Source organism: Lacrimispora sp. 210928-DFI.3.58 (assembly GCF_020554865.1).
GTDB lineage: Bacteria > Bacillota > Clostridia > Lachnospirales > Lachnospiraceae > Enterocloster.
In genome coordinates, this window is the sequence record NZ_JAJCIC010000012.1 from 1 (window position 1) to 26,842 (window position 26,842).

Annotated in this window: 19 protein-coding genes and 2 pseudogenes; 3 read left to right on the plus strand and 18 right to left on the minus strand. The window is 51.3% G+C overall.

The features are described 5' to 3' along the window. The 3 genes and pseudogenes from LIZ87_RS22865 to LIZ87_RS09290 form a co-directional block, all read left to right on the plus strand. Window positions 1-128: pseudogene (locus LIZ87_RS22865) on the plus strand (electron transfer flavoprotein subunit alpha); the annotation flags it as partial. A gap of 341 nt (window positions 129-469) precedes the next feature. Then, on the plus strand, window positions 470-1,828 hold the full coding sequence (locus LIZ87_RS09285) for an 8-oxoguanine deaminase (RefSeq protein WP_227146553.1): 1,359 nt from the start codon (window positions 470-472) through the stop codon (window positions 1,826-1,828). 88 nt (window positions 1,829-1,916) lie between these two features. Then, window positions 1,917-3,239: pseudogene (locus LIZ87_RS09290) on the plus strand (uracil-xanthine permease family protein). Between the two features lie 13 nt (window positions 3,240-3,252). On the opposite strand, the gene LIZ87_RS09295 reads toward LIZ87_RS09290, so the two are convergent. From LIZ87_RS09295 to hemZ, 18 genes are all read right to left on the minus strand, one after another. After that, window positions 3,253-4,656, minus strand: a complete 1,404-nt coding sequence (locus LIZ87_RS09295; RefSeq protein ID WP_227146555.1) for an alanine/glycine:cation symporter family protein — start codon at window positions 4,654-4,656, stop codon at window positions 3,253-3,255. Between the two features lie 236 nt (window positions 4,657-4,892). Continuing rightward, window positions 4,893-5,732, minus strand: a complete 840-nt coding sequence (locus LIZ87_RS09300; protein WP_178317011.1) for an HAD family hydrolase — start codon at window positions 5,730-5,732, stop codon at window positions 4,893-4,895. After that, the gene (locus LIZ87_RS09305; protein WP_178317010.1) at window positions 5,726-6,838 is read right to left on the minus strand and encodes a glycoside hydrolase family 88 protein; all 1,113 of its coding nucleotides are present in this window, start codon (window positions 6,836-6,838) and stop codon (window positions 5,726-5,728) included. Before LIZ87_RS09305 ends, LIZ87_RS09300 begins: the two co-directional genes overlap by 7 nt. Continuing rightward, window positions 6,835-8,454: a response regulator gene (locus LIZ87_RS09310; RefSeq protein ID WP_227146557.1), complete on the minus strand. Its 1,620-nt coding sequence runs from the start codon at window positions 8,452-8,454 to the stop codon at window positions 6,835-6,837. The genes LIZ87_RS09305 and LIZ87_RS09310 overlap by 4 nt, the downstream gene beginning before the upstream one ends. A gap of 44 nt (window positions 8,455-8,498) precedes the next feature. Beyond that, window positions 8,499-10,178: a sensor histidine kinase gene (locus tag LIZ87_RS22575; protein ID WP_178317008.1), complete on the minus strand. Its 1,680-nt coding sequence runs from the start codon at window positions 10,176-10,178 to the stop codon at window positions 8,499-8,501. 42 nt (window positions 10,179-10,220) lie between these two features. Further along, complete coding sequence (locus tag LIZ87_RS09320) at window positions 10,221-11,942, minus strand: hypothetical protein (RefSeq protein ID WP_227146559.1); 1,722 nt, start codon at window positions 11,940-11,942, stop codon at window positions 10,221-10,223. Then, window positions 11,920-13,638 (minus strand): glycoside hydrolase family 3 protein, encoded by a 1,719-nt coding sequence (locus LIZ87_RS09325; RefSeq protein ID WP_178317006.1) that lies wholly within the window; start codon window positions 13,636-13,638, stop codon window positions 11,920-11,922. Before LIZ87_RS09325 ends, LIZ87_RS09320 begins: the two co-directional genes overlap by 23 nt. An 11-nt stretch (window positions 13,639-13,649) precedes the next feature. Then, window positions 13,650-14,522, minus strand: coding sequence for a carbohydrate ABC transporter permease (locus LIZ87_RS09330; RefSeq protein WP_227146561.1), 873 nt, complete (start codon window positions 14,520-14,522; stop codon window positions 13,650-13,652). Beyond that, complete coding sequence (locus LIZ87_RS09335; protein ID WP_178317014.1) at window positions 14,509-15,432, minus strand: carbohydrate ABC transporter permease; 924 nt, start codon at window positions 15,430-15,432, stop codon at window positions 14,509-14,511. The genes LIZ87_RS09330 and LIZ87_RS09335 overlap by 14 nt, the downstream gene beginning before the upstream one ends. Window positions 15,433-15,558: 126 nt before the next feature. Beyond that, complete coding sequence (locus LIZ87_RS09340) at window positions 15,559-16,938, minus strand: ABC transporter substrate-binding protein (RefSeq protein ID WP_227146563.1); 1,380 nt, start codon at window positions 16,936-16,938, stop codon at window positions 15,559-15,561. Between the two features lie 169 nt (window positions 16,939-17,107). Beyond that, entirely contained in the window at window positions 17,108-18,304 is a 1,197-nt protein-coding gene (locus LIZ87_RS09345) for an ATP-grasp domain-containing protein (protein ID WP_178317004.1), read from the minus strand. A gap of 117 nt (window positions 18,305-18,421) precedes the next feature. Further along, on the minus strand, window positions 18,422-19,171 hold the full coding sequence (locus LIZ87_RS09350; protein ID WP_178317003.1) for an esterase family protein: 750 nt from the start codon (window positions 19,169-19,171) through the stop codon (window positions 18,422-18,424). A gap of 81 nt (window positions 19,172-19,252) precedes the next feature. Beyond that, window positions 19,253-19,390: a hypothetical protein gene (locus tag LIZ87_RS09355; RefSeq protein WP_227146565.1), complete on the minus strand. Its 138-nt coding sequence runs from the start codon at window positions 19,388-19,390 to the stop codon at window positions 19,253-19,255. After that, the gene (locus LIZ87_RS09360) at window positions 19,380-20,144 is read right to left on the minus strand and encodes an alpha/beta hydrolase (RefSeq protein ID WP_178317002.1); all 765 of its coding nucleotides are present in this window, start codon (window positions 20,142-20,144) and stop codon (window positions 19,380-19,382) included. The genes LIZ87_RS09355 and LIZ87_RS09360 overlap by 11 nt, the downstream gene beginning before the upstream one ends. 364 nt (window positions 20,145-20,508) lie before the next feature. Continuing rightward, window positions 20,509-22,302, minus strand: coding sequence for an aspartate--tRNA ligase (gene aspS, locus LIZ87_RS09365; protein ID WP_178317001.1), 1,794 nt, complete (start codon window positions 22,300-22,302; stop codon window positions 20,509-20,511). 148 nt (window positions 22,303-22,450) lie between these two features. Continuing rightward, window positions 22,451-23,716, minus strand: a complete 1,266-nt coding sequence (gene hisS, locus LIZ87_RS09370) for a histidine--tRNA ligase (protein WP_227146567.1) — start codon at window positions 23,714-23,716, stop codon at window positions 22,451-22,453. 324 nt (window positions 23,717-24,040) lie between these two features. Then, the gene (locus LIZ87_RS09375; protein WP_178316245.1) at window positions 24,041-25,129 is read right to left on the minus strand and encodes a sugar kinase; all 1,089 of its coding nucleotides are present in this window, start codon (window positions 25,127-25,129) and stop codon (window positions 24,041-24,043) included. Window positions 25,130-25,252: 123 nt separating this feature from the next. After that, complete coding sequence (gene hemZ, locus LIZ87_RS09380; RefSeq protein ID WP_227146569.1) at window positions 25,253-26,797, minus strand: coproporphyrinogen dehydrogenase HemZ; 1,545 nt, start codon at window positions 26,795-26,797, stop codon at window positions 25,253-25,255. Window positions 26,798-26,842 lie beyond the last annotated feature (45 nt).

Sequence of the window (26,842 nt, forward strand, 5' to 3'; positions counted from 1 at the left end):
CCGGCCTGATCGTTGCCATCAACACCAACGAGAATGCGCCGATCTTTGATATCGCGGATATCGGTATTGTAGGTGACCTGTACAAGGTGATCCCTGCTATCATGGAAGAGATGGATAAGCTGCCTTAAACTATTTACCGCCCCGGCCAGATCATCCAGCCGGGGCATCTGCCTAGCACAGAGGTCTAATTTTTTGTTAGATATTAACAAAATTTTTGTTTAAAAATATGCAGATTTGAACATTGCGAAAAAATTGACGTTTTGTTATACTTTGCTCTGTAATCATTGTTCTTTGACAAAATCATATCTATATAGCTGTTTAAAACGTAGCTGGGAACACGCGGCATACTGCAGGTATCATATATACCGGCGTATGAAGGTGCCTCGTGACCACCTGCACCGCCGGCAGTACACCAGTCGTATAGTCTTATGGTTAAAGATGCTTAAGTTTACTTAGAGGAGGGCAACAGATGAAAGGAACTCTGCTTGTAAAGAATGTAAAACATCTTGTGACATGTGACAGCGATGACCGGGTACTGGATAATGTGAACGTGTTTGTACAGGATGGCGCCGTGGCCTATATCGGCCAGGAGGAAAAAACAGCTGAAGATGTGATTGACGCATCTCATATGGTGATGTATCCGGGACTTATCAATACACACCATCATTTATATCAGACATTTAGTCGCAATTTACCACAGGTTCAGAACATGGAATTATTTCCATGGCTTAAAACTTTATATGAGATTTGGAAAAATGTAGATGAGGACATCACCTACTACAGTTCTCTCACTGGAATGGGAGAGCTGCTGAAAACAGGATGTACCACCTGCCTGGACCATCACTATGTCTTTCCAAAGGGCCATGAGCACGGCATATTAGAGGCCCAGTTTGCTGCTGCGGACACTCTGGGAATGCGGTTCCACGCCACCCGTGGAAGCATGGATCTCAGCAAAAAGGACGGCGGCCTGCCCCCTGACAGCGTTGTGCAGACAGTGGATGAGATCCTGGCTGACTGTGAGGATGCCGTGGCAAAATTTCATGATAGCAGCAAATATTCCATGCACCAGGTAGCCCTGGCTCCCTGCTCTCCCTTCAGTGTCACAGGGGAACTGCTCAAGGAGTCCGCAAAGCTGGCCCGCAGGCTCCATGTACGGCTTCATACCCATCTGGCAGAGACCATTGATGAGGAGAATTTCACTCTGTCCAATTTCCATATGCGTCCTCTGGAATATATGGAAAGCCTGGGATGGACCGGACCTGATGTATGGTATGCCCATGGCATCCACTTTACCGATGAGGAACTTGCCTATCTTGCAAAGACACAGACAGGTGTGGCCCACTGCCCCATTTCCAACATGAAGCTCTCCTCCGGCATTGCAAAAATCCCTCAAATGCTTGATCTGGGAGTTCCCGTAGGTCTGGCTGTGGACGGCTCCGCCAGCAATGACGGCTCCAACCTGTTAGAGGAAATGCGTGTTGCCTATCTGCTCCACCGCCTGAAATCAAGCCAGGGTGCTCCAAAGGGCTACGATATCCTGAAAATGGCCACCAGAGGCAGCGCAAAGCTTCTGGGCAGGGAGGAGCTGGGATGTATCGCTCCCGGTATGGCTGCCGATTTCTTCCTTGTGGATCTAAACAGGATCGAGCTCATCGGCGCTCAGTTTGACGTAAAATCCATGCTGTGCACAGTTGGCCTAAAGGGAAGCGTAGACTATACCGTGGCAAACGGAAAAATCGTTGTAAAAAAAGGACGGCTTACTGGCATTGACGAGGATATGACCATAGAAAAGGCAAATACTCTGGTCAGAAATTATATCCGGCAATAATCCCTCCCGACCGCTTGATAAAGCGGCGGAGGATCACGCGCTGCTTTATCTTGTACGGGGAAAATAAAATGAAAGGTAGAAGATAAAGATGAATAATAAAAAGCAGTACGCTAAGGTCACTGATTTAAATGGTATCCCCCATTTGGCAGAAGCCATTCCCCTGGCTCTGCAGCATGTAGTAGCTATGATCGTGGGCTGTGTGGCCCCCGCCATCATCCTTTCCGGTGTCTGCGGACTTGACTATGGAGACCAGATACGCCTGATACAGGCATCTCTTTTAATATCAGGCATTGCCACCCTGATTCAGCTTTACCCTCTGGGGCCTTTATGCGGCTCCGGCCTTCCTGTGATCATGGGTGCCAGCTTCGCTCATGTGCCCATGCTCATTGCCCTGGGCGGCCAGTTTGGCCTTCCCACTGTCCTGGGCGCACAGCTGGCGGGAGGTATTGTAGCCATCCTGGTAGGGCTCTTCTATATGAAGCTCAGGAAACTGTTTACCCCTCTGGTAACGGGAACTGTGGTATTTACTATCGGCTTGTCACTGTATCCCGTAGCCGTGGCCTATATGGCAGGCGGCTCCGGAGCCCAGGACTTCGGCAGCCCGAGGCACTGGTTCCTGGCGATCGTGACATTGATCATCGTAACTGTCTTTAACTACTTTACAAAGGGCATCTGCAAGCTGGCCTCTATCCTGATCGGGATCGCCGCCGGTTATATCATTGCACTGGTAATGGGTATGGTTTCCTTTGACGGCGTTGGATCAGCCGGATGGTTCCAGTTTTCCATGCCTCTGTATTTTAGCCTGAGATTTGAGGCCACCTCCATTATCTCCATGGCGATCATGTATGTAGTTGGCTCACTTGAGATCATGGGGGACTTTACCTCCACCGCAGGAGGCGGCTTAAACCGTGAGGTGACAGAGCGCGAAATGTGCGGCGGGATCGCTGGGAATGGAATCATCAGCATCATCGGCGCCTTCCTTGGCGGCCTTCCCACAGCCACCTTCAGCTAGAATGTGGGCATCGTCATCATGAATAAGGTGGTAAACCGCTTTGTGCTGGGGCTGGCTGCCATTATCATCATCGTAGCCGGACTGATCCCCAACTTTGCCTCCCTGCTCTCCACCATACCATCCAGCGTATTGGGCGGAGCAACCGTATCCGTGTTCGCCATGATCGCCATGACAGGCATCAAGCTGGTGGCAAAGGAGAGCTTAAACACCAGAAATACAGCTATCGTAGGCTTATCCGTTGCTCTCGGAACAGGCGTCAGCCAGACTGCCGGCTGCTTTGATCTCTTCCCAGGCTGGGCTCAGACCATACTGGGAACCTCTCCCGTAGTGGTGGCAACGATCACTTCCGTGATCCTGAACCTGACGCTGCCCCGGAATATGGATGGAGAAGAAGAATAGAGCTGTCCTCTTCCTAGTCCCAATAATCCACCTCGTGGGGCAATCCAATATCCCTCACGTGAAACACAGGCTTCCTGCCATTTTCCGCCTGCTGCTCATAATCCTTCAAGGCCTTCATTGCATATTTGCTGAGGATCAGAATAACCGGCATATTGATAATGGTCATACATCCCATGGTCACATCCGCAATATCCCACAGCAGCCCCGCATTTAAACCTGCGCCAATAAAAATAACAAGGGATGCGATCATGCGGTAAACTGTCATAAACCGCCTGCCGGGAACATGTCCAAACATATAGGCCAAAACATTATCCACATAATACAAGTTCCCAAGGAGCGTAGTGAACGCAAACAGGATCATGGATAATGTGATGAAGACAGGACCGACTGCTCCAAAGGTCTGCTGCAGGGCAGCCTGGACATAGGGAGCCCCGGAAAGCGCTTCGGAGGGCTCGATACCGGAGCACATGCACATGAATGCAGTGGCGGAACAGAGCAGCAGTGTGTCAATAAAGACGGACAGGACCTGGACTAATCCCTGGGCCACCGGGTGGGTGACATCAGCGGAGGCAGACGCATTCGGCGCAGAGCCGACGCCTGCCTCATTGCTGAACAAGCCGCGTTTGATGCCGTACATCACGCAGGAGCCGCTGAAGCCGGAAAATATCGCCTGAACGTTGAACGCCTCGCTGAATATGCGCTGGAGGACGGCCGGAAGAAATCTCACATTCAGTACGATCACTGCCAGGGCTACCAAAATATAGAGAACTCCCATAACCGGAACCATAACACTGGTAACCTTCAGGATACGGCGTCCTCCTCCCAGCAGGCAATATCCCACGATCACTGCCAGGATCAGGCCGATGATCCACGGAGACCAGGCCGGGTCATAAAAACGGTAGGATGAAAAAGTAGACTGGAGGTTATAAGAAGCCAGCATATTGAATCCGAACCCATATGTCAAGATCAGGAACGCAGAAAATGCCAGCGCCAGCGGACGGTTATGCAGAGCTGCCTCGATATAATAGGCAGGACCTCCATAGCTGCCTGAAAGGCCGCGTTTCTTATAGATCTGTGCCAGGGTACTCTCAATAAATGCGGAAGCACCGCCGATAATGGCGATCACCCACATCCAGAAAACGGATCCAAAGCCGCCTAAACATATGGCGGTGGAAACGCCCACAATATTTCCGGTCCCTACGCGGGAAGCGGTAGAGACCATAAGAGCCTGAAAGCTGGAAACATTTCCATCTCCATCCTCCGGCTTTTCCATCAAGGAATCAAAGGCCCGTCCCATGAGACGAAATTGTACAAAACGGGTACGGAACGTAAAATAAATACCTCCTAATAATAACAGAATGATCAGCAGTTTTCCGTACATGAAGTTGTTGATCAGTGAGATGACATTTGAAATCATGCGCTTCCTCCCAGTAAATGAATTGCCCTACTCTAATTTAATTCCATTATTCCGCAGAATTTATTAGACTATGCTTTTGTTATTCCCTGATTATTTGGTAAGTATATTATAATAACAATGAAAGCAAATTGTAAATACCTTCATCCAGGTAAAATAGAGCGTAAAACAAATCACGCAAAATGGGGCTGGCCCCAAAAAGGGCTGGTTCTCCTAAGAAAACCAGCCTCCAGCTGCTGTCAGAGCATCATATGCTTCTCAAGCTCTCTTAAATTATTCCAAAAAGCCTCCTCCTGTGCCCTTCCGTCTCCATACTCTCCACGCAAAAGAGGCTCCAGAGCCTGCTGTTCAAAGGCCTCCCAGGACTCCTTCTCATGGCCTGCAAGGATGGGATAAAACAATACGCCATTGTCCTTTGCAGCCTTTAGATCCCCCGGTGCATCCCCTGCCATCAGGACATGAGAGGCAGGATATCCGGTTTCCAAAAGTCTGGCAATGCAGGCCCTTTTGCTGCCGTTCTCCTGGGTCATGAGGACATCCACCCAGGGAAGAAGGCCCTCTCTCTCCCATTCCTCCTTTACGGCCCCGCGGTTGGCAGAGGAGACAACGGCAATGTCTGCCTTTTCGTGTATCCTGGAGAGCGCTTCGCGGACTCCGGGAAAGGCTTTATTGCCTGCCTTCGGCATAAGGCTGATCTTTTCATTTACAAGAGCAGACCAGCGGCAGGCCAGGCGGCAGCACCGGGAATCATGGCTTTCTGTCCACTCCTCCAGGGAACGCAGTGAAAGCTCCTTTGTCCCGGTCACCCAGGCCTTTAACTCCTCAAAGCCTTCCATGCCAGCAGCACTGCCCCCCAACAGCTCCTCCAGCACCATACACAGCGCCGGAAACCGGTTGATCCCCCTTGTCTTTGAAAAGAGGTTCACCCTGTTCCAGCACCTCATGGCCTCCTCTCTCCGGTCCTCTAAGCCCCATATCTCGATCATGGCAGGGCCAAAGCACTGCTCATGCTTGCTGTTCATGGTATCCATGGCACAGCCATCTGAATCAATACAGATAAGATATTCTTTTCTCACCATATTCCAAACTCCTTGCCGGCCAGCCTAAGCACGCCTTCTGTAAAGAAATAATCTCCGTAAATGATCGGCACATGGGTGTCCTCCTGCCTGTGATAGGCAGCAGTGCCAAACTGAAGGATACCGTCCTCCTCTTCCTTCCAGTTGCAGTACTTCTCCTCCAGCTTCTTTAATATCTGCTCCCCATGGCGCCGGTAAAGCTCCTTCTCCAGCTCCGGCACTGCCTCTGCGATCTCAAGAAGGCCGCAGGCTGCACAGGCTGAGGCTGTTGTATCCCACTGGACAGGCTCCTTCGGCGCCCTGAAATCCACCAGGGCGATCCCCTCTGTCAGGGCTACATTTGCAATAAAGTAATGGGCTGCCCGCTTTGCCGTATCCAGATATCTCACATCTCCTGTATGGCGGAATGCCAGTGCAAAACCATACACTGCCCAGGCCTGGCCTCTGGACCAGGAGGAACCGGAGGCATAGCCCTGGCCCTCAGGAAGCTCCAAAAGCTCTCCTGATCTGGGATCCATCACTGCAATGTGGTTGCAGGACCCGTCCGGCCTCATAAGCTTTTCCATGGCCGTATCCGCATGGCTGCCGGCAATATAGGAATACCTTGGATCCTTTGTCTCCTCCGCTGCCCAGTAAAGCAGAGAAATGTTCATCATACAGTCAATGATCATCCAGCCTGTCTTATCCAGGTTCCAGGCTCGGATAAACCGTCCTGCCGGATTGTAGCGGCCTGCCAGGAGGTTCGCTGCGTGAAGGGCCCGCCTTCTGCTGTCAGGATTCCCTGTCAGCCGGTAGTCCGCCACCGCTGTGTGGAGCCACATAAAACCCACATCGTGGTGAAGCCCCTCATACCGCACCAAAGCCTCGTCCAGCCACTGCTCGGACTTCTCTGCTGTCTCCTTATATACTTCCTTACCCGTTGCGTGGTACATCTGCCACAGCATTCCTGCCCAGAAGCCGTTTGTCCACCAGGAAAGGTTCTCTTCTATCATGTTTTTCTTATAAACGCCCTTTTCTGCAATATAGGGTATCTTCTCCCCCATACGGCCACATTCTGCCGTAAGCTTGTTATCCAGCTTTTTCAGGACATTCTCTGCCCATTCCTTCATTGGCTCTCCTTCCTGCTCCACTCTTTTGGAAGCATACCGGTATATTTCTTAAACAGATCTGAAAAATATTTCTTGTCACGATAGCCCACCATCTCGCAGACCTCGTAGACCTTGTAGTCGGAGGAGCAAAGAAGCTCCTTTGCCCGCTCCATCCTCACTCTGGTAACGTAATCATTAAAATTCGTCCCCACAATCTCCTTAAAGGAAAAAGAAAGGTAAGACTGGCTGATGTACACAAACTCCGACATTTTTTTTAAGGACACATTCTCTGCAAAATTCTCATCAATGTATGCCTTCACCTTCAGGATATTCCTTCGGATATCGGAGACAGCCTGCTCCTCTGCCTGGTTTGTCAGATAGGTGATAAAGCCTGTCATCCACTCCTCGATCCCATCCAGGGTCTTGCGCTTTTCAAATTCATTCAGCAGGTCCGCGATCTTGATCTCTTCCCCGTTTTCACATTCATGGCAGATCCGGAGGAGGAAATGAGCCATCTTATCCCGGATAACCGCCGGGCGGGTACTTGTCAGCTTCCGCAGGACCTGAAAATAGGCCCCCAGCACCCCCAGTCCTTCCTCCAGGCTTCCCTTCCTCACTGCGGCGATCAGCTCATCCTGACACTCATAGGGATAGCCGTCTGCGCTCTCCTTCATCTGATCCGGCATGTCAAATATAGAGAGAATGGACCCCCGCCCGCTGTAAAACTTCTGCTCCAGGGCCTCCACTGCCTGGGTATAAGAACGGCTGATATCGGATATGGAAGGATACCTGCCTCCGATTCCTACAGACAGCGAGACATGGAAATAGCTCTCTATCATCTTTTGAAGGCGGGCCAGAAGGGAATAGAGCTCATACTGGCTGACAATAGGGTTCTTTTCCTCCTCATAGTTCATGAGAAGAACCGTTCTCCTGGCACTGCAGCGGAAAGCCTCACAGGGAAACTCCTTCTCCAAAAGCTCTTTTCCGATATTCTCAATGGCGTAATGTATCAGACTCACATCTTCCTCTGTCTCAGACTGGTCATCACGCTCCATTACGTCCAGCTCCACTACAGCCGCCACAAAATTTTCAAGAGACAGGGAGATCTCAAGCTCCTTAAACTTTTCCTCCAGTTCCTTTTTCCCGGCATCCTGGCTGCGGCGCAGAAAGGCGGTAAACCATTGGCTGCGCAGGGAGGGAAGGCTCTTTTTATACTGCCTTTTGATGGCTGCCTGCCCCTGCTTTTCCTGCCGCTTCTTCCTTGCCAGCTCCAGCCCCTTATCCACCAGCTCCTCGATGGCCTCCAGCCTCACCGGTTTTGAGAGGTATTCCACCACCCCTAGGCGCAGGGCCTCCCTGGCATAAGAGAAATCATCATATCCTGTCAGGATAATGAAACGGATATCTCCATACACCTTTGTAGCTTCCTTTGCCAGTTCCAGCCCATCCAGATAGGGCATGCGGATATCGGTGATCACCATGTCCGGGTGATGCTCCAATATATGGGCAAGAGCATCACGCCCATTGTAAAAGCAGGTGACCTCCACCCCTTTTTCCCGCCAGTCCACACCGGCAGCGATCCCCTGTACAATATCTTTTTTATCATCTACCAAAACAAGCTGAAAGTAATCCCCCATTTTCTTCCCCTTTCCAAAATGTGCCCGGCTTGCCGCGGGACATTTCACTTCAGACGCTTCAGCGCAATGCGTATCTCCACTGTGGTTTCCTCATAAGCCCTGCTGGACACATGAAGGCTTGCATCCTCCTCATAGTGGAGCCGCAGCCTGTCCTCAATATTTCCCAGGGCATAGCCGGAAAATTCCGTTTTCTTATCTGCCGCAGCTCCTTCGAAGCCGCAGCCGTTATCTGTCACACGGAATACCATTTCCCCGTCCTCAATGCCTCCGTAGATGCGGATAAAGCCGCCCTGCTCCATATTTCCAAAGCCATGGACCAGGCTGTTTTCCGCCAGCGGCTGAAGCAGGATCTTGATAATGCGGTAGCCGTTTATCTTCGTAGAAATGTCCATCTCATAATCAAATTTGTCGCTGAATATGGTCTTCTGGATCTTCAGATAGTCCTCCACATGGCGCACCTCATGCTCCACCGGTATGGTCTCCGCCCCCTTACTGAGACCGATCCGCAGCATATCAGACAGATCCACCACGATCTGCCCGATCTCTGCCTTTTTCCCTGACAGGGAATACCAGTAAAGGGAATCCAGTGTATTGTATAGAAAATGTGGGTTGATCTGGGCCTGGAGCACACGCATCTCCGCCTGGCGCTTCTGCTTTTCGCTTATCTGCACCTGGCGCTTCTCCTCCTCCAGCATGGCAATGTACTCCTCCAGCCTCATACACATGGAGTCAAAGCTCCTCCCCAGATCCCCGATCTCATCCAGGCCGCTAAAATGGTTCCGCACAGAGAGCTCTCCCCGCTCCACTGCCTTTGCATTGTCTCTGAGCTTTGCCAGGGGAATTACCATGGAGCGTGAAATGTAGTAAGCCAGGCCAAAGCAGATCACAGCGATCCCCGCTGATATGGCAAACATCTGGCGCACAGCCGCATTTCTGTCTGCGTACATGGCTTCCTTGTCCATAATACAGCTGATGGTCCAGCCATTGATCCGGATCTTAGTATCATTGAGAAAATACCTGGATGCCTCCCGCTCCTTCCACAGCTCTTCATCTCCATAAATGATCTTATCTCCGTTGTGGAGGATCAGGCTGCATTCCAGATTTTTCTCCAGGTCTTCCATATAGCCAAAAAGCTTTTCCGCCTCGATGTTCACCACCATATAAGCCTCATGCTCTGCACTGAAGCTTCCGTTAGGAACACGGAGGATAACAGGAAGGACTTCCTTCCCCGATCTCCTGTTCATGACCGGGACATCGGACCAGTAGATGAGCCTGCGAAGCTTTGTCTCCCGGATCATTTCCTCTGCGTCATAGCTCATGGGGTAATTATCGCCATAGAACCATTTTCCCTTTAATATCATGCCTGTGGACTCAATAAATTCGTTTTGGATCTGCAGCTGGGTCAGCACGGGGCTGATCCTGGACTGGGCCAGAAGATATTCCCTGTTGCTTCCGGTCACGTCCAGGCGGATAGCCTCCTGTATCTCCTCCCCCACTGCGCTGTAATGGATCAGGTTAATGATATTGGAAAGCTCTGTACTGACATATTTCGAGGTCTGCTCCACTGTCTGGCTGATAATGCGGTCGATCTTTTTATCATAAATATCCTGGATGCTGGAGACGGCAACATACACCAGCCCTCCCCACATCAGCACGATCGTAGCCAGTGCAACCAGCAGGATTTTTTGAAACAGCTTCAGATTCTTAAACAGCTTTCGGAACACGATCCCTACCCCTTTCGCGGCTTTTCTTTCATTTTACACGAATCAGCAGCCGCAAACAATAGAAATTGCAAACCTTCCGTCACGGTCCGGCCTTAACCGGTACTCCCTGGCCTTAAAGCCTCCTGCCAGGAAAAAGATGTCCTCTGCCTTACATTCTGCCTTGTACTCAGCCTCACATTGCAGGAAAACCCTCTGGCCGATGAGAGGCAGGACAAATTCCGCCTGATCCTTTAGGCAGTCCGGAACCCGGCCTGTGATCAGGATACGCTCATCCTCAAATTTCCACTGTATGCTGCACCGGGACTGCTGCATACGCTCATGTCCTGCGGAAACCAGGGATGCATCTGTCTTGACGGTCCATGCCCCCTGATCGGCATCCATTACCCCATCGGTGTCAAAGCAGGTGGCATATACGGTCTTTCCCACTGTCATCTCGATTCTGGGAGTCAGCGGCCTGTGCTCTGCCTTCCTCACACTCTGCTGCATATTGTGAGCTTCAAACAGGGAGTATTCTGTCATGGACGAGGCGATCACCGGCCCCATCTTTCTGTGCCACAGCATGGAAAGTGTTCCTCCGGAGGTATGGCCGCCCTTCAGATATTCAAAATCATAGGCTGTCACCGTACCGATCCATGGCCCCTTGTAAATGCGCCAGGTGTCGATGGTAGGATAATATGCCATCCCCTGCTTCTCCTCTGCCGGAAGGCTGCACCTCTCCCAGGGCTCTACCCCGTGATCCAGCACAGAGGTCAGGGATTTTGCATGGCTGAATGCGTGATGGATACAGGGCGTCTCCCCGTGGGAGTGATAATCAGGCCCTCCATAGAGAAATCCCTCATGTGTACAGGCCTTATAGAGAAGCAGATTTCTGTAGGCAGCCTCGGAAAACTGGGGCTCCTCCTGTCCCCACATCCCGTAGCCCTCCTGACATCCGTCAGAGGTTCTGCTCCCCCAGTAGGTCCATTTAAAATTCCTTGTTCCAAAGCTGTTGTCCCAGCCTCCGTCAGGAAGCATAAAGTCCAGATGGGTCTTAAGAAGCCCTCTCACCTTCCTAAGAGCTTCCTCATCCTCCATCACCCTGGCATACATGAGAAGCTCCGGTATGGACTCCTCCACATTGTAGCCGATATCTACCGGACGGCAGCCTCTCTTTGTGACGTGCTCCATGGGCTTTCCTTCCCCATAGAGGAAGCCGTCCTCTGTGATATGGGAAAGGCAGGCCTTTGCCATCTGCCTGGCTCTCGCCTTGTAATCCTCCCGGCCTCTGTAGCTTCCCAGCAGCGCCATGGCTGCAGCTGTGGCTGCATGGTAGTTGATATTCGTCACAAACTCCATGGTGAGATTTTGGTAGATCCAGCCTCCCATCCGGTCAAGGCGCTCCTCAAAGCGCTTCCTGTCCGCCTCTTTTAACAAGTGTCCATGATTTTCCAGGGCCTCACACAGGCTGATAACAGAAAAGACTGTGATCCCGTTCCATGGGCTCTGGGCATCATTGTACATGCTACCATCATCGCACAGCAGGTTTTCCCCCCAGTCAAAGAGCCTGAGCGCCGCCTTCTGATAGCTTCCGCCTCCATAGCGGTCCTCCAGATAGAGCAAAGGATAGATGAAATCCGTACAACGCCCATGGATCGTCATGCAGGCCGGACAGAGGATCCCTCCGTCCAGCCTTTTGTTGCCTGTATCATGTACCTGGAGCTCTAAAAGCCTGTCGGCCCAGGTCTTTAACAGTTCTTCGTATTCATCTGCATAATGGTTTTTCAAGAGGCCACACTCCTTCCGGTACGATCCCGCCAAACAGGACTCCTGCTGTCACCTTGATATTCTCCGGCGAGGTGGCAAAGGTGACCACCACGTTTTCTGCATTTTTCGGGATGGTAAGCTCCTCATAGGGCGTATTGGACACCACGATGATCTTTTTATCTGTCAGCCCGATAAACTGCTCCAGCCACTCCCTGTTGGCAAGCTTTCCGCGGATAAAATAGCTGGTAAATACAATGGTGTCAAAGCCTTCCGCTGCCTTCCAGATCCGCTCCTTATCCTTCTCATCATAGGTGTAATCCGTCTCCAGGTAAGCTACATTCTCTCCATAAGCAATGCAGTTTTCAAACAGGATGCCGGAGTGCCACTGCATGGTATTGTAGTTCTTTACCTTCTGCTCTACCACCAGGACCTTCTCCTCCTTCTTTAGAGGAAGAGCGCCCTCCTCCTGCCTGCCGATCAGAACGGAGCGCCTTGCAACAGTTCCTGCCAGCCTGCGGATAGCGCTGTCGCCGATCACTGCCTCAGGACTGATCCCGTGATCCTCACTGTCAAAGAACAGGCCGTAACGGTACTTTAACTCCAGCACACGGTATACCTTTTCATCCAGGGAGCTCTCCGGCAGGATCCCTTCTGTCACAAAGCGGCGTATCTCCGCCACGGTCTCTTCCACCAGCTGGTTTTCTGCCTTCATGAGCACCAGATCGGCTCCTGCCTCCAGGGCCATGGCGCAGGCATGGGCCACACCGTATCTCGTGGCAATGGCTCCCATTGTCATGCTGTCTGTGGTGATCACGCCCTCAAAGCCCAGCTTCTCCCGAAGAAGCCCTGTCACTACCTTTTTGGACACGGTAGCAATATTGTCCGGGTCAATAGCCGGGAAAATACTGTGGGCGATCATGATAGACGGCAGGACTCCCGCCTTGATCAGCCTCTTATAGGGAAGAAGCTCCCTCTTCATCATGGTATCATAGTCCACATCGATCACAGGCACCTGGAAATGGGCGTCAATGTCAGAATGGCCTCTTCCCGGGAAATGCTTTCCTGTTGCGATCATTTTCCCTTCTGCAAAGCCCCGGCAGCTCTCTAACGCATATTCTGCCACATCCTCCGCATTATCAGAGTAAGCCCTGGTGTAGATCTCCGGGTTTCTGGGGTCGGAGTTGACATCCAGCACAGGGGAGTGCACCCAGTTAAAGCCCACGACCTTGCTCTGCTTTGCCACGGCCTTTGCAACCTCATAGGCCATAGACGGGTCATTGGTGGCGCGGATACCCATAGGCTTTGGGAACAGGTTTACCCCTCCAAAGCAGAAGTCTGCGCTGCTTCCTCCCTCCTGGTCGTAGGAAAAATGTAAGGGGATGGAAAGCCTGCGCCTTCTGGCTGCTGCCTGGAGCCCGTCCAGCACCTCCTTGTACTCGGAGGCCGTACAGATGGGGGCTTCGTCCTTGTACTTGCAGCCGGATTCTCCCTCTACAGACACCACCTTTTTGTTGCTCTTCGGATCCACATAGCTGCCGAAGGTCCTCATATCGCAGGAGAGGCGAAGGCCGCCGCAGTGATATTTTTCAATAAACTCATAGATATGGCGGCGGGGAACTGCCCCGGCAAAGCCCAGGGTCAGCACAGCGCCGATCTTTTCATCCAGTGTCATCTGCTCGATCAGATGGTTGATATAGCCGTTTGTCCGTTTCAGCATCTTCTTCCTCCTTAACCCTTTACAGCGCCGTCTGTCACGCCGTTCATGAAATATTTGTTGCAGAATAAGTATACGATCAGCATTGGCAGGATGGAGATGGCCGCTCCTGCCATCATCAGATGCCACTCAGCAGCAGCGGAAGCACCGTACTTTAACTGTACAACGCCCACGGTCAGAGGACGCAGCTCCGGCATCGTCATGGTAAATACAGAGGATGTAATATAGTCATTCCAGGAATGGCGGAACTGGAACAGGGCCACCACTGCCAGGATCGGCTTTAAGAGAGGCAGAAGCACCAGGCTGAAGGTCCGAAAAGGTCCGCAGCCGTCCAGCATAGCTGCCTCGTCAAGCTCCTTTGGCAGGCCTGCGATAAAGCGGGTGATCAGGAAAATGTTGGTACCCTGGGCGCCGATCCCAATGAGGATGATGGGCCACAATGTATTGTGGATATGGCATTTTACTGCCAGAAGGTATAAGGGCCTTAAGGTAACGGAGCCCAATGCGATGAACATGGTAGCCATATACAGGCTGTAGATCAGCTTCTTTCCGGGGAACTCCCTGCGCTCTAAGCAGTAGGCTGTGAGAGCTGACAGGATCACTGCTCCGATGGTGGAGAAGAAGCAGATGAAAATACTGTTGAAGGTGTAGCTTGCGAAGTTGGCCTTTTCCCACACCTCTGCGAAGTTCTTAAACTGAGGCGCCTTTGGAAGGAGGCTCCCGCCTGAGAGCATTTCCATGTTGGTCTTTAAGCTGCCGAACACAGCGTAGACAACGGGATATATGGTGATAAGCGCCACAATGGCAAGAACGATATATAAAATGGTTTTTGTGACAATGCGTTTTCCCTTTGCACCCATGGTTTCTCCTCCTTTAATATGTCTCATTCATGCTCTTGCTCCAGCGCAGGTAGATAATCGTGATAACGCCTACCAGGATGGCTGTTGCAAAGGCTACTGTTGCGCCGTATCCGTACTGGAGTACGATATTGCCGCCGGCATCGCCCATAGGGAACATGAGGCGGTAGATATAGAGGTAGAGCACCTCTGTCTTGTTGTCAGGACCGCCGGAGGTCAGCACCATGATATTTTCGTAATCCTTAAAGGCCTGCGTGAGAGCCAGCATGATCACCATCTGGCTTATGGGAGCCATCATGGGGATGGTGATATAGCGCAGCTTCTTCCAGCCTGTGGCTCCGTCGATCTCGGCACTCTCATAGATATCAGCCGGGATGGTCTGAAGACCGGACAGGAAATAGATCATGTAGTTACCAACAGCACCCCACACTGCCACAAAGAGCACGGTCAGCATGGAAAACTTGCTTCCGAACCAGTTGATCGGCTTGCTTATAAGGCCTGTGGCCATAAGGATCTGGTTTACCGTGCCGTTATAGGGATTGAAGATCAGGTAAAATACCATACTCATAACAGACACGCTGATGATGGTGGGCATAAAGAATACGGTACGGAAGATCATACGCCCCTTCAGCTTTGTATTCAGGATAAATGCCAGCACAAAGGAAATGGGGATGGTCAGCACCAGCTTTCCTGCTGCGTAAATGATGGTATTTTTCAGCGCATTGAAGAACATTTCATCCTGAAAAAGCTTACCGAAATTGGCAAGTCCGTTGAATTTGTAATCACCAAAGGAGGTGTAGTGGAAAAACATATTTTTTAAGATCCACCCAATCGGATAGAGGGCGAATATTACCAGGAAGAACAATCCCGGCAGAAGCATAAGATACACAACTTTATTTTTTTTGACCTGTTCCCAAAGCCCTGTTTTTTTCCTTTCCATAGCCTTTACCTTTCTATTTACTCCTGTTTTTGAGCGCAAAAAGAGCCCTCCGATGTCTGTACCATGTATTCCTTCCGGATTCCATCGAAGGGCCCATATCTTTTCAGCCTTCCGGCCTTTCCTTCCTTACTTTACGATGATCGGCTCCAGATCTCCTGAAGATATTGCTTCCTCCAGTGCGCCATTGTAGCTCTCTGTCATCTGCGCTACCGCATCCTCCACAGACATTTCTCCGAAGATAACAGAGGCAAATGCATCATAGAAGGTCTTTCCTTCAATCACCAGTCCTGCCATCTCAGGTGCAAGAGGAGCAATGGTATCTGTGTCATTTAAGGTAAAGTACTCAGCGCCGTATGCAGTAGCAGGCTTTGCCTTCTCTGCTACGCTGGGCACAACGATGATACCGTAGCCCTGCTCGTGATAACCGATCATGTAGTCGTCAGAGGTCATGAATTTCATGAACTCATATGCTTCCTTGGGGTGCTTTGTCTGGCTGGAGATCACGAAGCTTCTTCCTGCGGAGTTCATGGTGTTCACGCCGTCCACTACGCCGTCATAGGTGGGAAGAACGGATGCTGCCCAATTCTGCTCTGTCGGGAACTGGGAATCATACACTGCAACCTCCCAGTAGCCGGACATGTACATACCGATGTTGCCCAGTGCAAACTGTGCACGAAGGGGATCAATGTCAAGAGACTCACAGCCGGGGAAGAAGGAGCCGTCCTGGTACATATCTGCAAATACCTGTGCGATCTTTGCATACTCGTCAAAGTTGTACTTGCCTTCCTCAAAGTCATAGTAGAACATATCGGAGAGTCTTGCCACCTCATCTAAGGAGCGGTAAAGAGCACTGTAGGAGTTCTTTAAGTTCATGGCAAAGCCGTATACGCCCTCAGAGCTCAGCTTCTCTGTGATGATCTTTGCATACTCTCTCAGTTCCTCCATGCTCTTTGGCGGAGCCTCCGGGTCTAAGCCGGCCTTCTCAAACACGTCCTTGTTGTAGATCAGACGGAAGGTATTGCCGAACTGGGGAAGGGAATAGATCTTCCCGTCATACATGTTGATATTCTGAACTCCCAGGGTATCGCCGTACTTCTCCCTGTCCTCGTCAGTGAGGTATTCATCTAAGGGGATGATCATATCCTTCTTGATATAAGGAGTGATCTCACTCTTTGCGCGGAAAATATCCGGCGCCTGGTTGGACTGGAAGGACAGCTCTAAGTTGTTGTCATAGTTTTCTGTCATAGCCTCATAGGAGACTTCAATGTTCATGTCATTGGTGGAGTTGAACTCATCGATCTTCTTCTGCACATACTCCATGTCATGGCGCTGGTTGGACCAGTACACCAGCTTGATCTTCTCTCCATCCTGAGCCTCTGCCTGTGTGCCTGCTGCCTGGGCTCCTGCGCCCGTAGTATTCTCTGTTGATGCAGTGGGGCCGCATCCGCTTAATGCCATAGCTGCTGCCATCATAATGCCAATGGTACCTACGTATAACCTTCTCATTTTTTAGGTTCCCTCCCTTAATTTTTATGGCTTAATTATAGCAACCACTTCTTTTCTTCTCAATTGGGCAGATTTTTGTTCTGGGGGGATATTTTTCCGCAAAAAAACAGGGGATAATTTTTCTATCCCCTGCTGTTTTTCAAAATTTGTCACCCTTTTTTCGATGCATTTATTCGTTGCACTGTAAAATATCCTGGTAAAATGCATCCAGCTCCTTTTTCGACGGGAAGATCGCCACATACATCTGGTTGCCCATGGCCCCTGACAGGACATCCGGGATACGCTCTACCATCTTCATGTTAGCGCCGTACTTTTCCAGAATATCCGCATGGCTCATCACGAAGTCCTTGCCGTCCCTGCGCCCTGCAAATGCGCAGTAGGAGTGCTCTCCGATGGGCATGGTGGAACGGTCAAAGGCGATCATATCCGCCCAGATCTTGTACACGTCCGTGCTGTGGGCAAAGTCGATCATATCCGGGGTAAAGCCGCCGCAGGGGCGCATATTTACCTCCAGGGCAACGATATCGCCCTTCTTTCCCAGCCCCTCCTGATCCTTTGTCAGACGGAAGAATTCAAAGTGAACAAAACGGCTTCTCACGCCAAAGCTCTTTACCGTAGCGCGTCCGGCAGCCCTTGTATCCTCCGGGAGATCCTTTAAAATATAATAAATAGAGTTGTCCGCATTATTTACAATATCCATAATGGACATCGGGGTCACATTGCCTGTCTCAAACATGGGCTCGCCCTTGGAGTCAATGATGGCATCGTAGGAGTTCACCTCACCGTTTACGAACTCCTCCATGATGTAAGGGGTATCCGGCCATTTCAGCTGAAAGAACTCCTTCATCTGGGCCTCATCCTCGATCTTAAAGGTGTGGGATGCTCCTACTCCGTTGTCCGGCTTTGCCACAACAGGGTAGCCCACTTCCTTCACGAAATCCAGAGCGCCCTCTAATTTATCTACCATATGATAGCGTGCTACCGGGATACCTGCCTTTATGTAGAATTCCTTCATTTTGGATTTGAACTTGATGTGGGGGATATCCCACTCCTGGAAGCCGCTGCGGATATTGAAATCTGTGCGGAGCCTTGCATCCCGCTCCAGCCAGTATTCATTGTTGGACTCCAGCCAGTCGATGCGCCCGTGCTTATATGCCAGAAAAGCCACTGCACGGTATACCTCATCGTCATTTTCCAGGTTGCTCACCTTGTAGTACTCGTTTAAGCTGTTCTTCAAATCACTGCTCAGCTCATCATAGGGCTGATCCCCGATCCCCAGTACATTCAGGCCGTTCTTCTTTAACTCGCGGCAAAACATCCAGTAGTTTGTTGGGAAATTAGGGGAAATAAAAATAAAGTTTTTCATACTGCTCCTCCCTGAAGCATGGGTTTTATTTTGTGTATAGTTACTGTGAACATTCCGCCGCCCAATAGGCGGCAGATATTCAGGTATGCCAAATGCGCCCGCCGGACGCATGTAGGTTTACAGCAGATGGGGTACAAAATATGTTACTTGCTTATACCACCAGTCCCAGTCATGGGCACAGTCATAGCCCCAGTAATCCACCCAGACGGATATGCCCTTGCTCTGGAGAATGGACTGAAGCTGCCTTGTGGAATCAGGTATCTCCCAGGGGCCCTGTCCCACACAGATCACTGCCTTTTTCTGATTGTACTGTGCAATATAGGGATGATCCGCCGGCATATTCGCCAGATAGTGCACCGGTGAATTGCGGTACACCAGGTCGTCCATATAGCCGTCAAAGCCGTAGTCTGCCGTATAAATGCCGCTTAAAGCCAGAAGGCCGTCAAACAGGTCCGGATACTGGAAATAGAGGTTGGCTGCATGGGTAGCACCCAGGCTGCATCCAAATGCGATCACTCCGGGATAGCCTGTCCAGCCGTTGCGCTCATTTGCAAGGTTCCTGATAAATGGAACCACCTCCCCGGTGATATACTTCATCCAGTTCTCATGGCGCACACTGCGCCATCTGGGATCTCCGTTCTTATTTGACCAGGTTTCCTTGTCAATGGTGTCAATTGCGCACACCATCACCTGGCCGGACTCGATCCAGGGAGCCCATACATCTGTCATATGATAATTTTCAAAATCAAAGAACCGTCCATCCTGGCAGGGAACGAAGATCACAGGGCGGCCTGCGTGGCCGTATACCTTACACTCCATATCCCGGTTCAGGGAGGGGCTGTACCATTTATGATATTGTGTTTCCATCTTACATACTCCTTACTTATGAAAGTTCCGCCGCCGACAGGCAGCATATATTCAGGTATGCCCAATGCGTCCACCAGACTTTCATGGTGCGGCGGCGCATCCGTCCGCCAGCTTTTTATGGTGCGGCGGCGCGTCCGCCTGCCGGGCGCTTGCAGGCTTATTGTTGTGATACCCGCTGCCTTTTCCGGCTCCTGCAAAGCCCATGTGCTCAGCCCTCATACAGCAGCGTATTCATAAAGAAGGGCAGCTGCTTTTCCCAGCTGGCCTCACAGTGGGTCCCTCCCGGCACAATGCGGCTGTTTACCAAAACGCCCCGATCCATCAGCAATGAGGATATCCGGCCAAACTGCCGTACCATGTTGGTGTGGTTGTCCAGCTCCTTTGCACCATAGTCCATGTAGACCACGGTCCCAGGCTTTAGGGAAGTCCTCTGGATCAGACGCTCCAGACGCTCCGGTCCTACCCAGAGGGAAGGAGAAAGGGCGGCTGCTCTGGAATATATCCTGTTAAATTCCAGCACCGCGTAAAGGCTCATAAGGCCTCCCATGGAGCTTCCTGCGATAAAGGTGTGCTCCCTGTCGGGAATGGTGCGGAAATGCCTGTCAATATCGCTCTTAAATATGCGGCTCATCCATTCCATGGTCTTTCGGCCCCAGCCGGGAAAACGGCCGAACTTCGGATCATTGAAGGGAAAAGGGGAATATTCTTTTAAACGCCCATTGTCAGGGCTGTGATTGCATTCCACTGCCGCGATCAGCAGTTCTGTGCCTGTGGCATCCATGTATTCCTTCATGCCCCAGCACTTGCCGTAGGTGGCGTCAGAATCAAAAAAAACATTGTGTCCGTCAAACATATAAAGGACCGGATAACGTTTATGAGGTTCCCGGTCATATGATTCCGGCAGATAGAGATAAGCCTTTCTCGTCTCATCACCTGTCAGCTCCGGAATGGTAACATCCCATTTGATTACCATGGTATCCTCCATCCTGTACATGTCCGATCATCTGCCGTCATACACTTATCCCTGCCAAATGTCTGTACCTCCCTGCGTGCGAGCACGCAGTCCGCACAGCCGCTTGGCAACACTTTGAAAGTCGATTGCTACGCACCCTTGGTGCTTCCGTAATCGCCGCCGATATTCGGAATCCGGCCTGTCGGCCTACTTCCTCATACCGGCTTGGCAACACTTTCATTGTAAATATATCACAGAGATAGGAAAATGGCAAGAAAATCCTTTGTCCTTTTAAAGTATTACAGCAGTGACATGACCGGTACATACTTAAAAACAGCAGGCAAAACCGTTTCAAAGCTCTGCCTGCCATCTATTCTTATTTTTGTTATTTCTCCTCTGGCTTTGCCACCTCGATGCCCAGCTCCAAAAGCTGCTTCTCATCAACAGGAGCAGGAGCCTCTGTCATAAGGCAGGATGCATCCTTCACCTTCGGGAATGCGATCACATCGCGGATGCTGTCTGCGCCTACCATCAGCATTACCATACGGTCCAGGCCGTATGCAAGACCTGCGTGAGGCGGAACACCGTACTTAAAGGCTTCTAACAGGAAGCCGAACTGCTCATTTGCCCGCTCCGGTGTGAAACCCAGCACCTCAAACATCTTAGACTGGATATCCGCCTGGTGGATACGGACAGAGCCTCCGCCCATTTCCACGCCGTTCAGGACAATATCATATGCCTTTGCGCGGACGCGTCCCGGATCGCTGTCAATATACTGCAGGTCCTCATCCATGGGCATGGTGAATGGATGGTGCATGGCCACGTAGCGGTTCTCCTCCTCAGAATATTCAAGCAGCGGGAACTCGGTTACCCACAGGAATTTGTAATCATCCTTTCTAAGCAGCCCCAGCTGTCTTGCCAGCTCCAGGCGGAGGTTGCCCAGCACGTCAAATACCACCTTGTCCCTGTCGGCTGCAAAGAGCAGAAGGTCTCCGGGCTTTCCGTCCATGGCTGCGATGAGCGCTGCCATTTCCTCTTCCTTCATGAACTTTGCAAAGGAGGATTTTACAGTGCCGTCTTCATTGACAGCCGCATAGGCAAGGCCCTTTGCGCCAAAGCCCTTTGCGTACTCTACAAGGGCGTCGATCTTCTTACGCGGCATATGGCCCTGACCCTCGGCGTTGATGCCGCGGACGGAACCGCCGTTTTCGATGGCTCCCTTAAATACGGCAAACTCACAGCCCTTTACCACCTCAGATACATTTTTAAGCTCCATGCCAAAGCGCAGGTCCGGCTTGTCGGAGCCAAAACGGTCCATGGCCTCCTGCCATGTCATACGTTTAAGCGGAAGCTCAATGTCAATATTGCAGATCTCCTTAAAAAGCTTCTTTAACAGGCGCTCATTAACGTCAAGGACATCATCCACATCCACAAAGGACAGCTCCATATCAATCTGGGTAAACTCCGGCTGGCGGTCTGCACGCAGGTCCTCATCGCGGTAGCAGCGTGCCAGCTGGAAATAGCGGTCATATCCGGAGCACATTAAAAGCTGCTTAAAGAGCTGGGGAGACTGGGGCAGCGCATAGAAGGAGCCTGGATGAACACGGCTGGGCACCAGGTAGTCGCGCGCGCCCTCCGGGGTGCTCTTGATCAGAGTAGGTGTCTCGATCTCCAGAAAGCCCTCCTCCGCCAGGAATGCTCTGGTCAGAGTGGCCACGCGGCTTCTCGTCATGAGGTTGCGCTGGATATCAGGCCTTCTCAAATCAAGGAAGCGGTACTTTAAGCGGAGCTCTTCCTTTGTCTTTGAATTTTCCTCAATTGGGAATGGCGGCGTGGCGGACTCAGAGAGGATCCTGATGGAAAGCGCCCTTACCTCAATGGCACCGGTTGCCAGGTTTTCATTGGCTGCGCCGGAGCGGGCCTCCACACGTCCTTCTACTGCGATGACAAATTCACTTCTCAGCTTTTCCGCCTTTGCAAAATTCTCTGCCCCGCAGTCATTTTCCTCAAATATGATCTGTAAGATGCCGGAACGGTCGCGAAGATCCACGAAAATGATGCCGCCCTTATTCCTGCTCTTCTGGACCCAACCCATGACGGTGACATTCTGGCCGATGCATGAGGTGGTTACTTCTGTACATCTGTGGGATCGCTTCATCCCAACCATTGATTCTGCCATATCTTTTCTCCTTTTACTATGAAAGTCCCGCCGCCGTATAGGCGGCACTAAGTTCAGGTATACCCAATGCGCCCACCAGATTTTCATGGTGCGGTGGCGCGTATCCCGCTGGACGCATGTAGGTTTACTATGAAAGCTTCGCTCTTTTTTATTTTTTTAGGCTCTCCCGGTAAAATTCCCTGAACTCCGTGTAGCCTTCCTTTGTCAGCTGCTCCTTCTGGAACTTCTTATTCTTGTTCATCTGGGCTACCAGGACCTGAACACCCTTCTTTCTCTCCTCCATTGCCTGGCGGATCACCTCTGCAAGGGTGGAGGAATCCACGCCCTTCTCAAAGAGGTAGGCCTTCTTTTCAGTGCTTCCCGGAACAGTGAAGCCGTTGTCCAACAGTATGGTGACAATGCGCTCAAAACCGATGGAAAAGCCGCAGGCCGGTGTCTCCATGCCCGTGAATTTGCCGATCATCTTGTCATAGCGCCCGCCGCCTGCCACGGAGCCGCCAAAGCCCTCCATGGAGATCTCAAAAATCGTTCCTGTATAATAGGACATGCCCCGCACCAGAGTCGGATCAAACTCCAGACCAAATTCTGCCTCTGCCACCTCTGTGACAGTGTCCATAATGTGGGCCAGGTTTCCGCTCACTTCAGCCGGAAGAACGCCGGAAAGCTGCTCTCCCAGTGCCCGGACACCGGCTGCATCCTTTGTCACATTGCGCAGCAGGTCCATATATTTGTCCACAGACTCCTTCTCATAGCCGGATGCCAAAAGCTCCTTCTCCACTCCCTCAAAGCCGATCTTGTCCATCTTGTCCAGGGTAATGAAGACCTGGTCCATGGACTCCTCCGGGAAACCGCAGTAAAGGGCCATGCCCCGCAGGATGCCTCTGTCATTGATGCGCACCGTAAACCCATTGTTCGGGCAGATCTTTCCCAGAGCTGTGGTGGTGGCAAGGATCAGCTCGATCTCCGCCAAAGAAGTGGGGTCTCCTAAAATGTCAATGTCACACTGCACAAACTGGCGGAAGCGTCCCTTCTGGGGCCTGTCAGCCCTCCAAACGCTTCCCATCTGCAGAGCCTTGAAGGGACTGGGCAGGTTGGCAGCATTATTTGCATAGTAGCGTGACAGCGGAAGTGTCAGGTCATAGCGCAGACCGCTGTCCACCAGGTCATTCTCCCCGCTGGCAGTCTCCAGGTTCAGCTTGTCCCCTCTCTTTAAGATCTTAAAGATCAGCTTCTCATTGTCCCCGCCCTGCTTGCTGGTCAGGTTTTCAATATGCTCCACACAGGGAGTCTCGATCTGCGAAAATCCAAAGCTCTTATATGTCTCCTTGATCTGGTTCATCACATACTCACGGATCTGCATCTCCGCAGGTGTGATATCCTTCATGCCTGTTACCGGCTTTTTTGCCAATGCCATATGTGCTCTCCTATCTCTCTAACACGTATTTTCTCTCTCTACTCGTAACTGTTCAGTACCCTCACAGTTACGAGCAAAAATCCATTTAAAATCGGCTTCGCCGATGGGATTTTTGCCTTCTGGCCCAGGTTATCTTACGGTCAGCGCAGCAAGTGCGCAGACCTACTGAACAGATACCTCTACTCAATATCTCTATTTTAAATAAGTTTTATGATTTTGCAAGTGTTTTAAGGGAATTTCTTGATGAAGTTTGGACAGAGTCTCAAAAGGGCAAAGCCGGAAACGCTTTGCCCTCCTAATACTGAATGCCCAAATATAGGCTCTTTATCTCTTGATATCGTAATTCATATTCATCAAATTACGGATGGTCTGTACATCATCCGTGATGTTCGCATCTCCGTGGATCGTGTGCTTGATGGCACTGGAAGCCACTGCGAAGTTTACCATATCCATTGGACGGTAGTTATGGATCATGGCATAGATCAGTCCGCTGGCAAAGGCATCGCCGCCGCCTACGCGGTCCAGGATCGTAAAGGTAAAGAGGCGGCTCTCAAAGGTGTGCCCCTCAAACCACATAAAGGCCTTTAAGCTGTTCTCGCTTCCGCTGTGAGCATATCTCACATGGCGGGCAATGCACTTTAAGTTGGGGTAGCGTCTCACAAAGGCATTAAAGATCTCATCCTGCTGCTCATAGCTTGGCTGAAGCGGCACGCCGTCCTTGTAATCGCCCTTGCTGTGATCCTCCTCGTCCCTCCACAGGTGGTAGGGCTCAATGCCTAAGAGGACATCCACATAAGGAAGGCATTCCGTACAGAAATCCCTTGCCTCCTCCCAGGTCCAAAGGGTGCTGCGGAAATTGCCGTCAAAGCTGACCGTAAGGCCCAGCTCCTTTGCTGCCTTTAAGCTGTCTAAGATGAGCCTGCGGCAGTTCATGCCCAGTGCCGGGGTGATCCCGCTTAAGTGGAGCCAGTCAAAGCCCTCCAGCATGGAGTGGAGGTCGACCTTGCTGTAATCATACTCTGTAAATGCACTGTGCTGGCGGTCATATGTAACCTTGCTTGGACGGATCCCATAGCCGGTCTCAAGATAATAGGTTCCCAGACGGTGGGTAGGAGTTTCCTCCGGACTGCTTAAAATCATGGGGGTGCAGTGTACGTCATTACTGCGCAGCATACGCACCGCGCTCTTGCCCAGGCTGTTGTTGGGGACTACGCTGAAAAAGGTGCTGTCCACGCCCAGATTCGCTAATGCCAGCGCGATGTTCGCCTCACTTCCGCCGTAGCTTGCCTCAAAATTGTTGGTCATGCGGATCTTCTCATAGTTTGGCGGTGTCAGGCGGAGCATGATCTCGCCAATAGTGAAAAATTTCTTAGAGCTGCTGTAATTCTGTAATAATGGGTTAAAATGTTCCATACTGTGTCCCCCGTTTCGTAAGGTTTATTTCGTTGCAAATAGTTTCACCAGGCGGCTCAACCATTTTTCATTATAACAAAATTCCGGATAAAAAGAAAGGCTTCCTGTCACATTAATGAGCTGTTAATACAGGATCCGTTCCTTCCGCCCGATCATCTCATCGATCCTGCTAATATACTGCTCTACTTCCTTTACATTCTCGCACCGCTCTCTGCGGTTCTCAGCAGGGTAGACCACCTTTGTGGTGGTCCCGGCGCCGCAGGCTGCGATGGTCTGCATCTCCTCCATGATAAGGATGTTGTAGATACAGGCCTTTCCAGGAAGGGAGTAGCCCACATTCTCAAAGTTTCCTGCCATGTTCTTCTGACGGTAGAGATAGTAGGGCTCCATGCCCAGCTCATGGGCGCATTCGGCGCTTAAGGCGATCATCTCCGGAGTGTTGCTGATCTTAAGATCTCCGTATTCCTCTTTGAACATATTCAGGCGGGCTGCCCGCTTGATCGCCAGGGAATGGACTGTAAGGGAATCCGGAGACAGGCGCTTTATCTCCTCTAAGGTGCGGCGCACATCATCCAGGTTCTCCTCCGGCAGTCCCATGATCAGATCCATATTGATATTGTCAAAGCCCAGTTCCCTGGCCATATGAAACTTTTCCTTCACCATCTCCACTGTATGGCGGCGGCCGATCAGATCCAGCGTCTTCTGGTTCATGGTCTGGGGATTGATGGAAATGCGGGTTATGCCATGGGCACGCAGAACCTGCAGCTTTTCCTCTGTGATGCTGTCAGGGCGGCCTGCCTCCACCGTAAATTCCAGGGCATTCTTTGTATCAAAAAGCTGCTCCAGCTTACACAGGATGGCGTCAATATCCCCGGCCTCCAGAGATGTTGGGGTCCCTCCGCCAAAATAGATCGTATCCAGGGGACGCCCCTCCATCTTTCCTGCGGTATACTCCAGCTCCCGGAACAAGGCCTCCAGGTAAAGGCCTGTGCGGCCCTTCCATTTGCTGATGGGATAGGAGGTAAAGGAGCAGTAAAGGCAGGTGGTTGGACAGAAGGGGATCCCTACATATAAGCTGTACCCCCTCTCGTAGTCCAGAGGCTTAAGAAGCTGCTTTTCCCTGGCAGCAATGTCGATGCTCAGATCGATCTTCTCATCACTTGCCATGTAGGTATCCTTCATGTAGGCGCGGATGTCCTCCTCCTGCCAGCCCTCATAGAGCCTGGTGAGGGCGATCTTTGTGGGACGGATCCCTGTCAGGGAGCCCCAGGGAAGTTCCTTTCCGGTGCGGTTTACCAGCATCTGATAGAACATTTTCTTGATCACATTCTTTGTGGCGGAGTGGTCTAAAAGGTCCGAAGGGCGGTGTTCCCGTGCGGTGACATTCCAATTTGCCGGAAGAAGCCGGATCCCCGCTTCATGGCCAGACTCCGTATCTGCACCGGAATCCGGGCCATCTGAAGGCTCTCCGGCAGCCCGCACTGCCAAAGCTTCCTTCTCTTCATCCCATATAAGTACCTCTGCCTCTCCCTCTCCCAGCCTGGTCTCCACATAGAAGTCCACGCCTTCCTTCACCTCATGGGCATAAACCTCACCCGGATAAAAGGACATCAGAAGCTCTCTGATGTCCTGCTCATATGCATTATTCTGTATCAGCAAACCAATCATTGCAGTCCTGCTTTCTATCCCAACCTGTAACTATTCAGTGCCTTC

Excerpts from the sequence above, each read along its gene's own strand:
- LIZ87_RS09285 (WP_227146553.1), top strand. The coding sequence starts at position 470 with ATGAAAGGAACTCTGCTTGTAAAGAATGTAAAACATCTTGTGACATGT.
- LIZ87_RS09295 (WP_227146555.1), bottom strand. The coding sequence starts at position 4,656 with ATGATTTCAAATGTCATCTCACTGATCAACAACTTCATGTACGGAAAA.
- LIZ87_RS09300 (WP_178317011.1), bottom strand. The coding sequence starts at position 5,732 with ATGGTGAGAAAAGAATATCTTATCTGTATTGATTCAGATGGCTGTGCC.
- LIZ87_RS09305 (WP_178317010.1), bottom strand. The coding sequence starts at position 6,838 with ATGAAGGAATGGGCAGAGAATGTCCTGAAAAAGCTGGATAACAAGCTT.
- LIZ87_RS09310 (WP_227146557.1), bottom strand. The coding sequence starts at position 8,454 with ATGGGGGATTACTTTCAGCTTGTTTTGGTAGATGATAAAAAAGATATT.
- LIZ87_RS09325 (WP_178317006.1), bottom strand. The coding sequence starts at position 13,638 with ATGCTGAAACGGACAAACGGCTATATCAACCATCTGATCGAGCAGATG.
- LIZ87_RS09330 (WP_227146561.1), bottom strand. The coding sequence starts at position 14,522 with ATGAGACATATTAAAGGAGGAGAAACCATGGGTGCAAAGGGAAAACGC.
- LIZ87_RS09335 (WP_178317014.1), bottom strand. The coding sequence starts at position 15,432 with ATGGAAAGGAAAAAAACAGGGCTTTGGGAACAGGTCAAAAAAAATAAA.
- LIZ87_RS09340 (WP_227146563.1), bottom strand. The coding sequence starts at position 16,938 with ATGAGAAGGTTATACGTAGGTACCATTGGCATTATGATGGCAGCAGCT.
- LIZ87_RS09345 (WP_178317004.1), bottom strand. The coding sequence starts at position 18,304 with ATGAAAAACTTTATTTTTATTTCCCCTAATTTCCCAACAAACTACTGG.
- LIZ87_RS09350 (WP_178317003.1), bottom strand. The coding sequence starts at position 19,171 with ATGGAAACACAATATCATAAATGGTACAGCCCCTCCCTGAACCGGGAT.
- LIZ87_RS09355 (WP_227146565.1), bottom strand. The coding sequence starts at position 19,390 with ATGAGGGCTGAGCACATGGGCTTTGCAGGAGCCGGAAAAGGCAGCGGG.
- LIZ87_RS09360 (WP_178317002.1), bottom strand. The coding sequence starts at position 20,144 with ATGGTAATCAAATGGGATGTTACCATTCCGGAGCTGACAGGTGATGAG.
- aspS (WP_178317001.1), bottom strand. The coding sequence starts at position 22,302 with ATGGCAGAATCAATGGTTGGGATGAAGCGATCCCACAGATGTACAGAA.
- hisS (WP_227146567.1), bottom strand. The coding sequence starts at position 23,716 with ATGGCATTGGCAAAAAAGCCGGTAACAGGCATGAAGGATATCACACCT.
- LIZ87_RS09375 (WP_178316245.1), bottom strand. The coding sequence starts at position 25,129 with ATGGAACATTTTAACCCATTATTACAGAATTACAGCAGCTCTAAGAAA.
- hemZ (WP_227146569.1), bottom strand. The coding sequence starts at position 26,797 with ATGATTGGTTTGCTGATACAGAATAATGCATATGAGCAGGACATCAGA.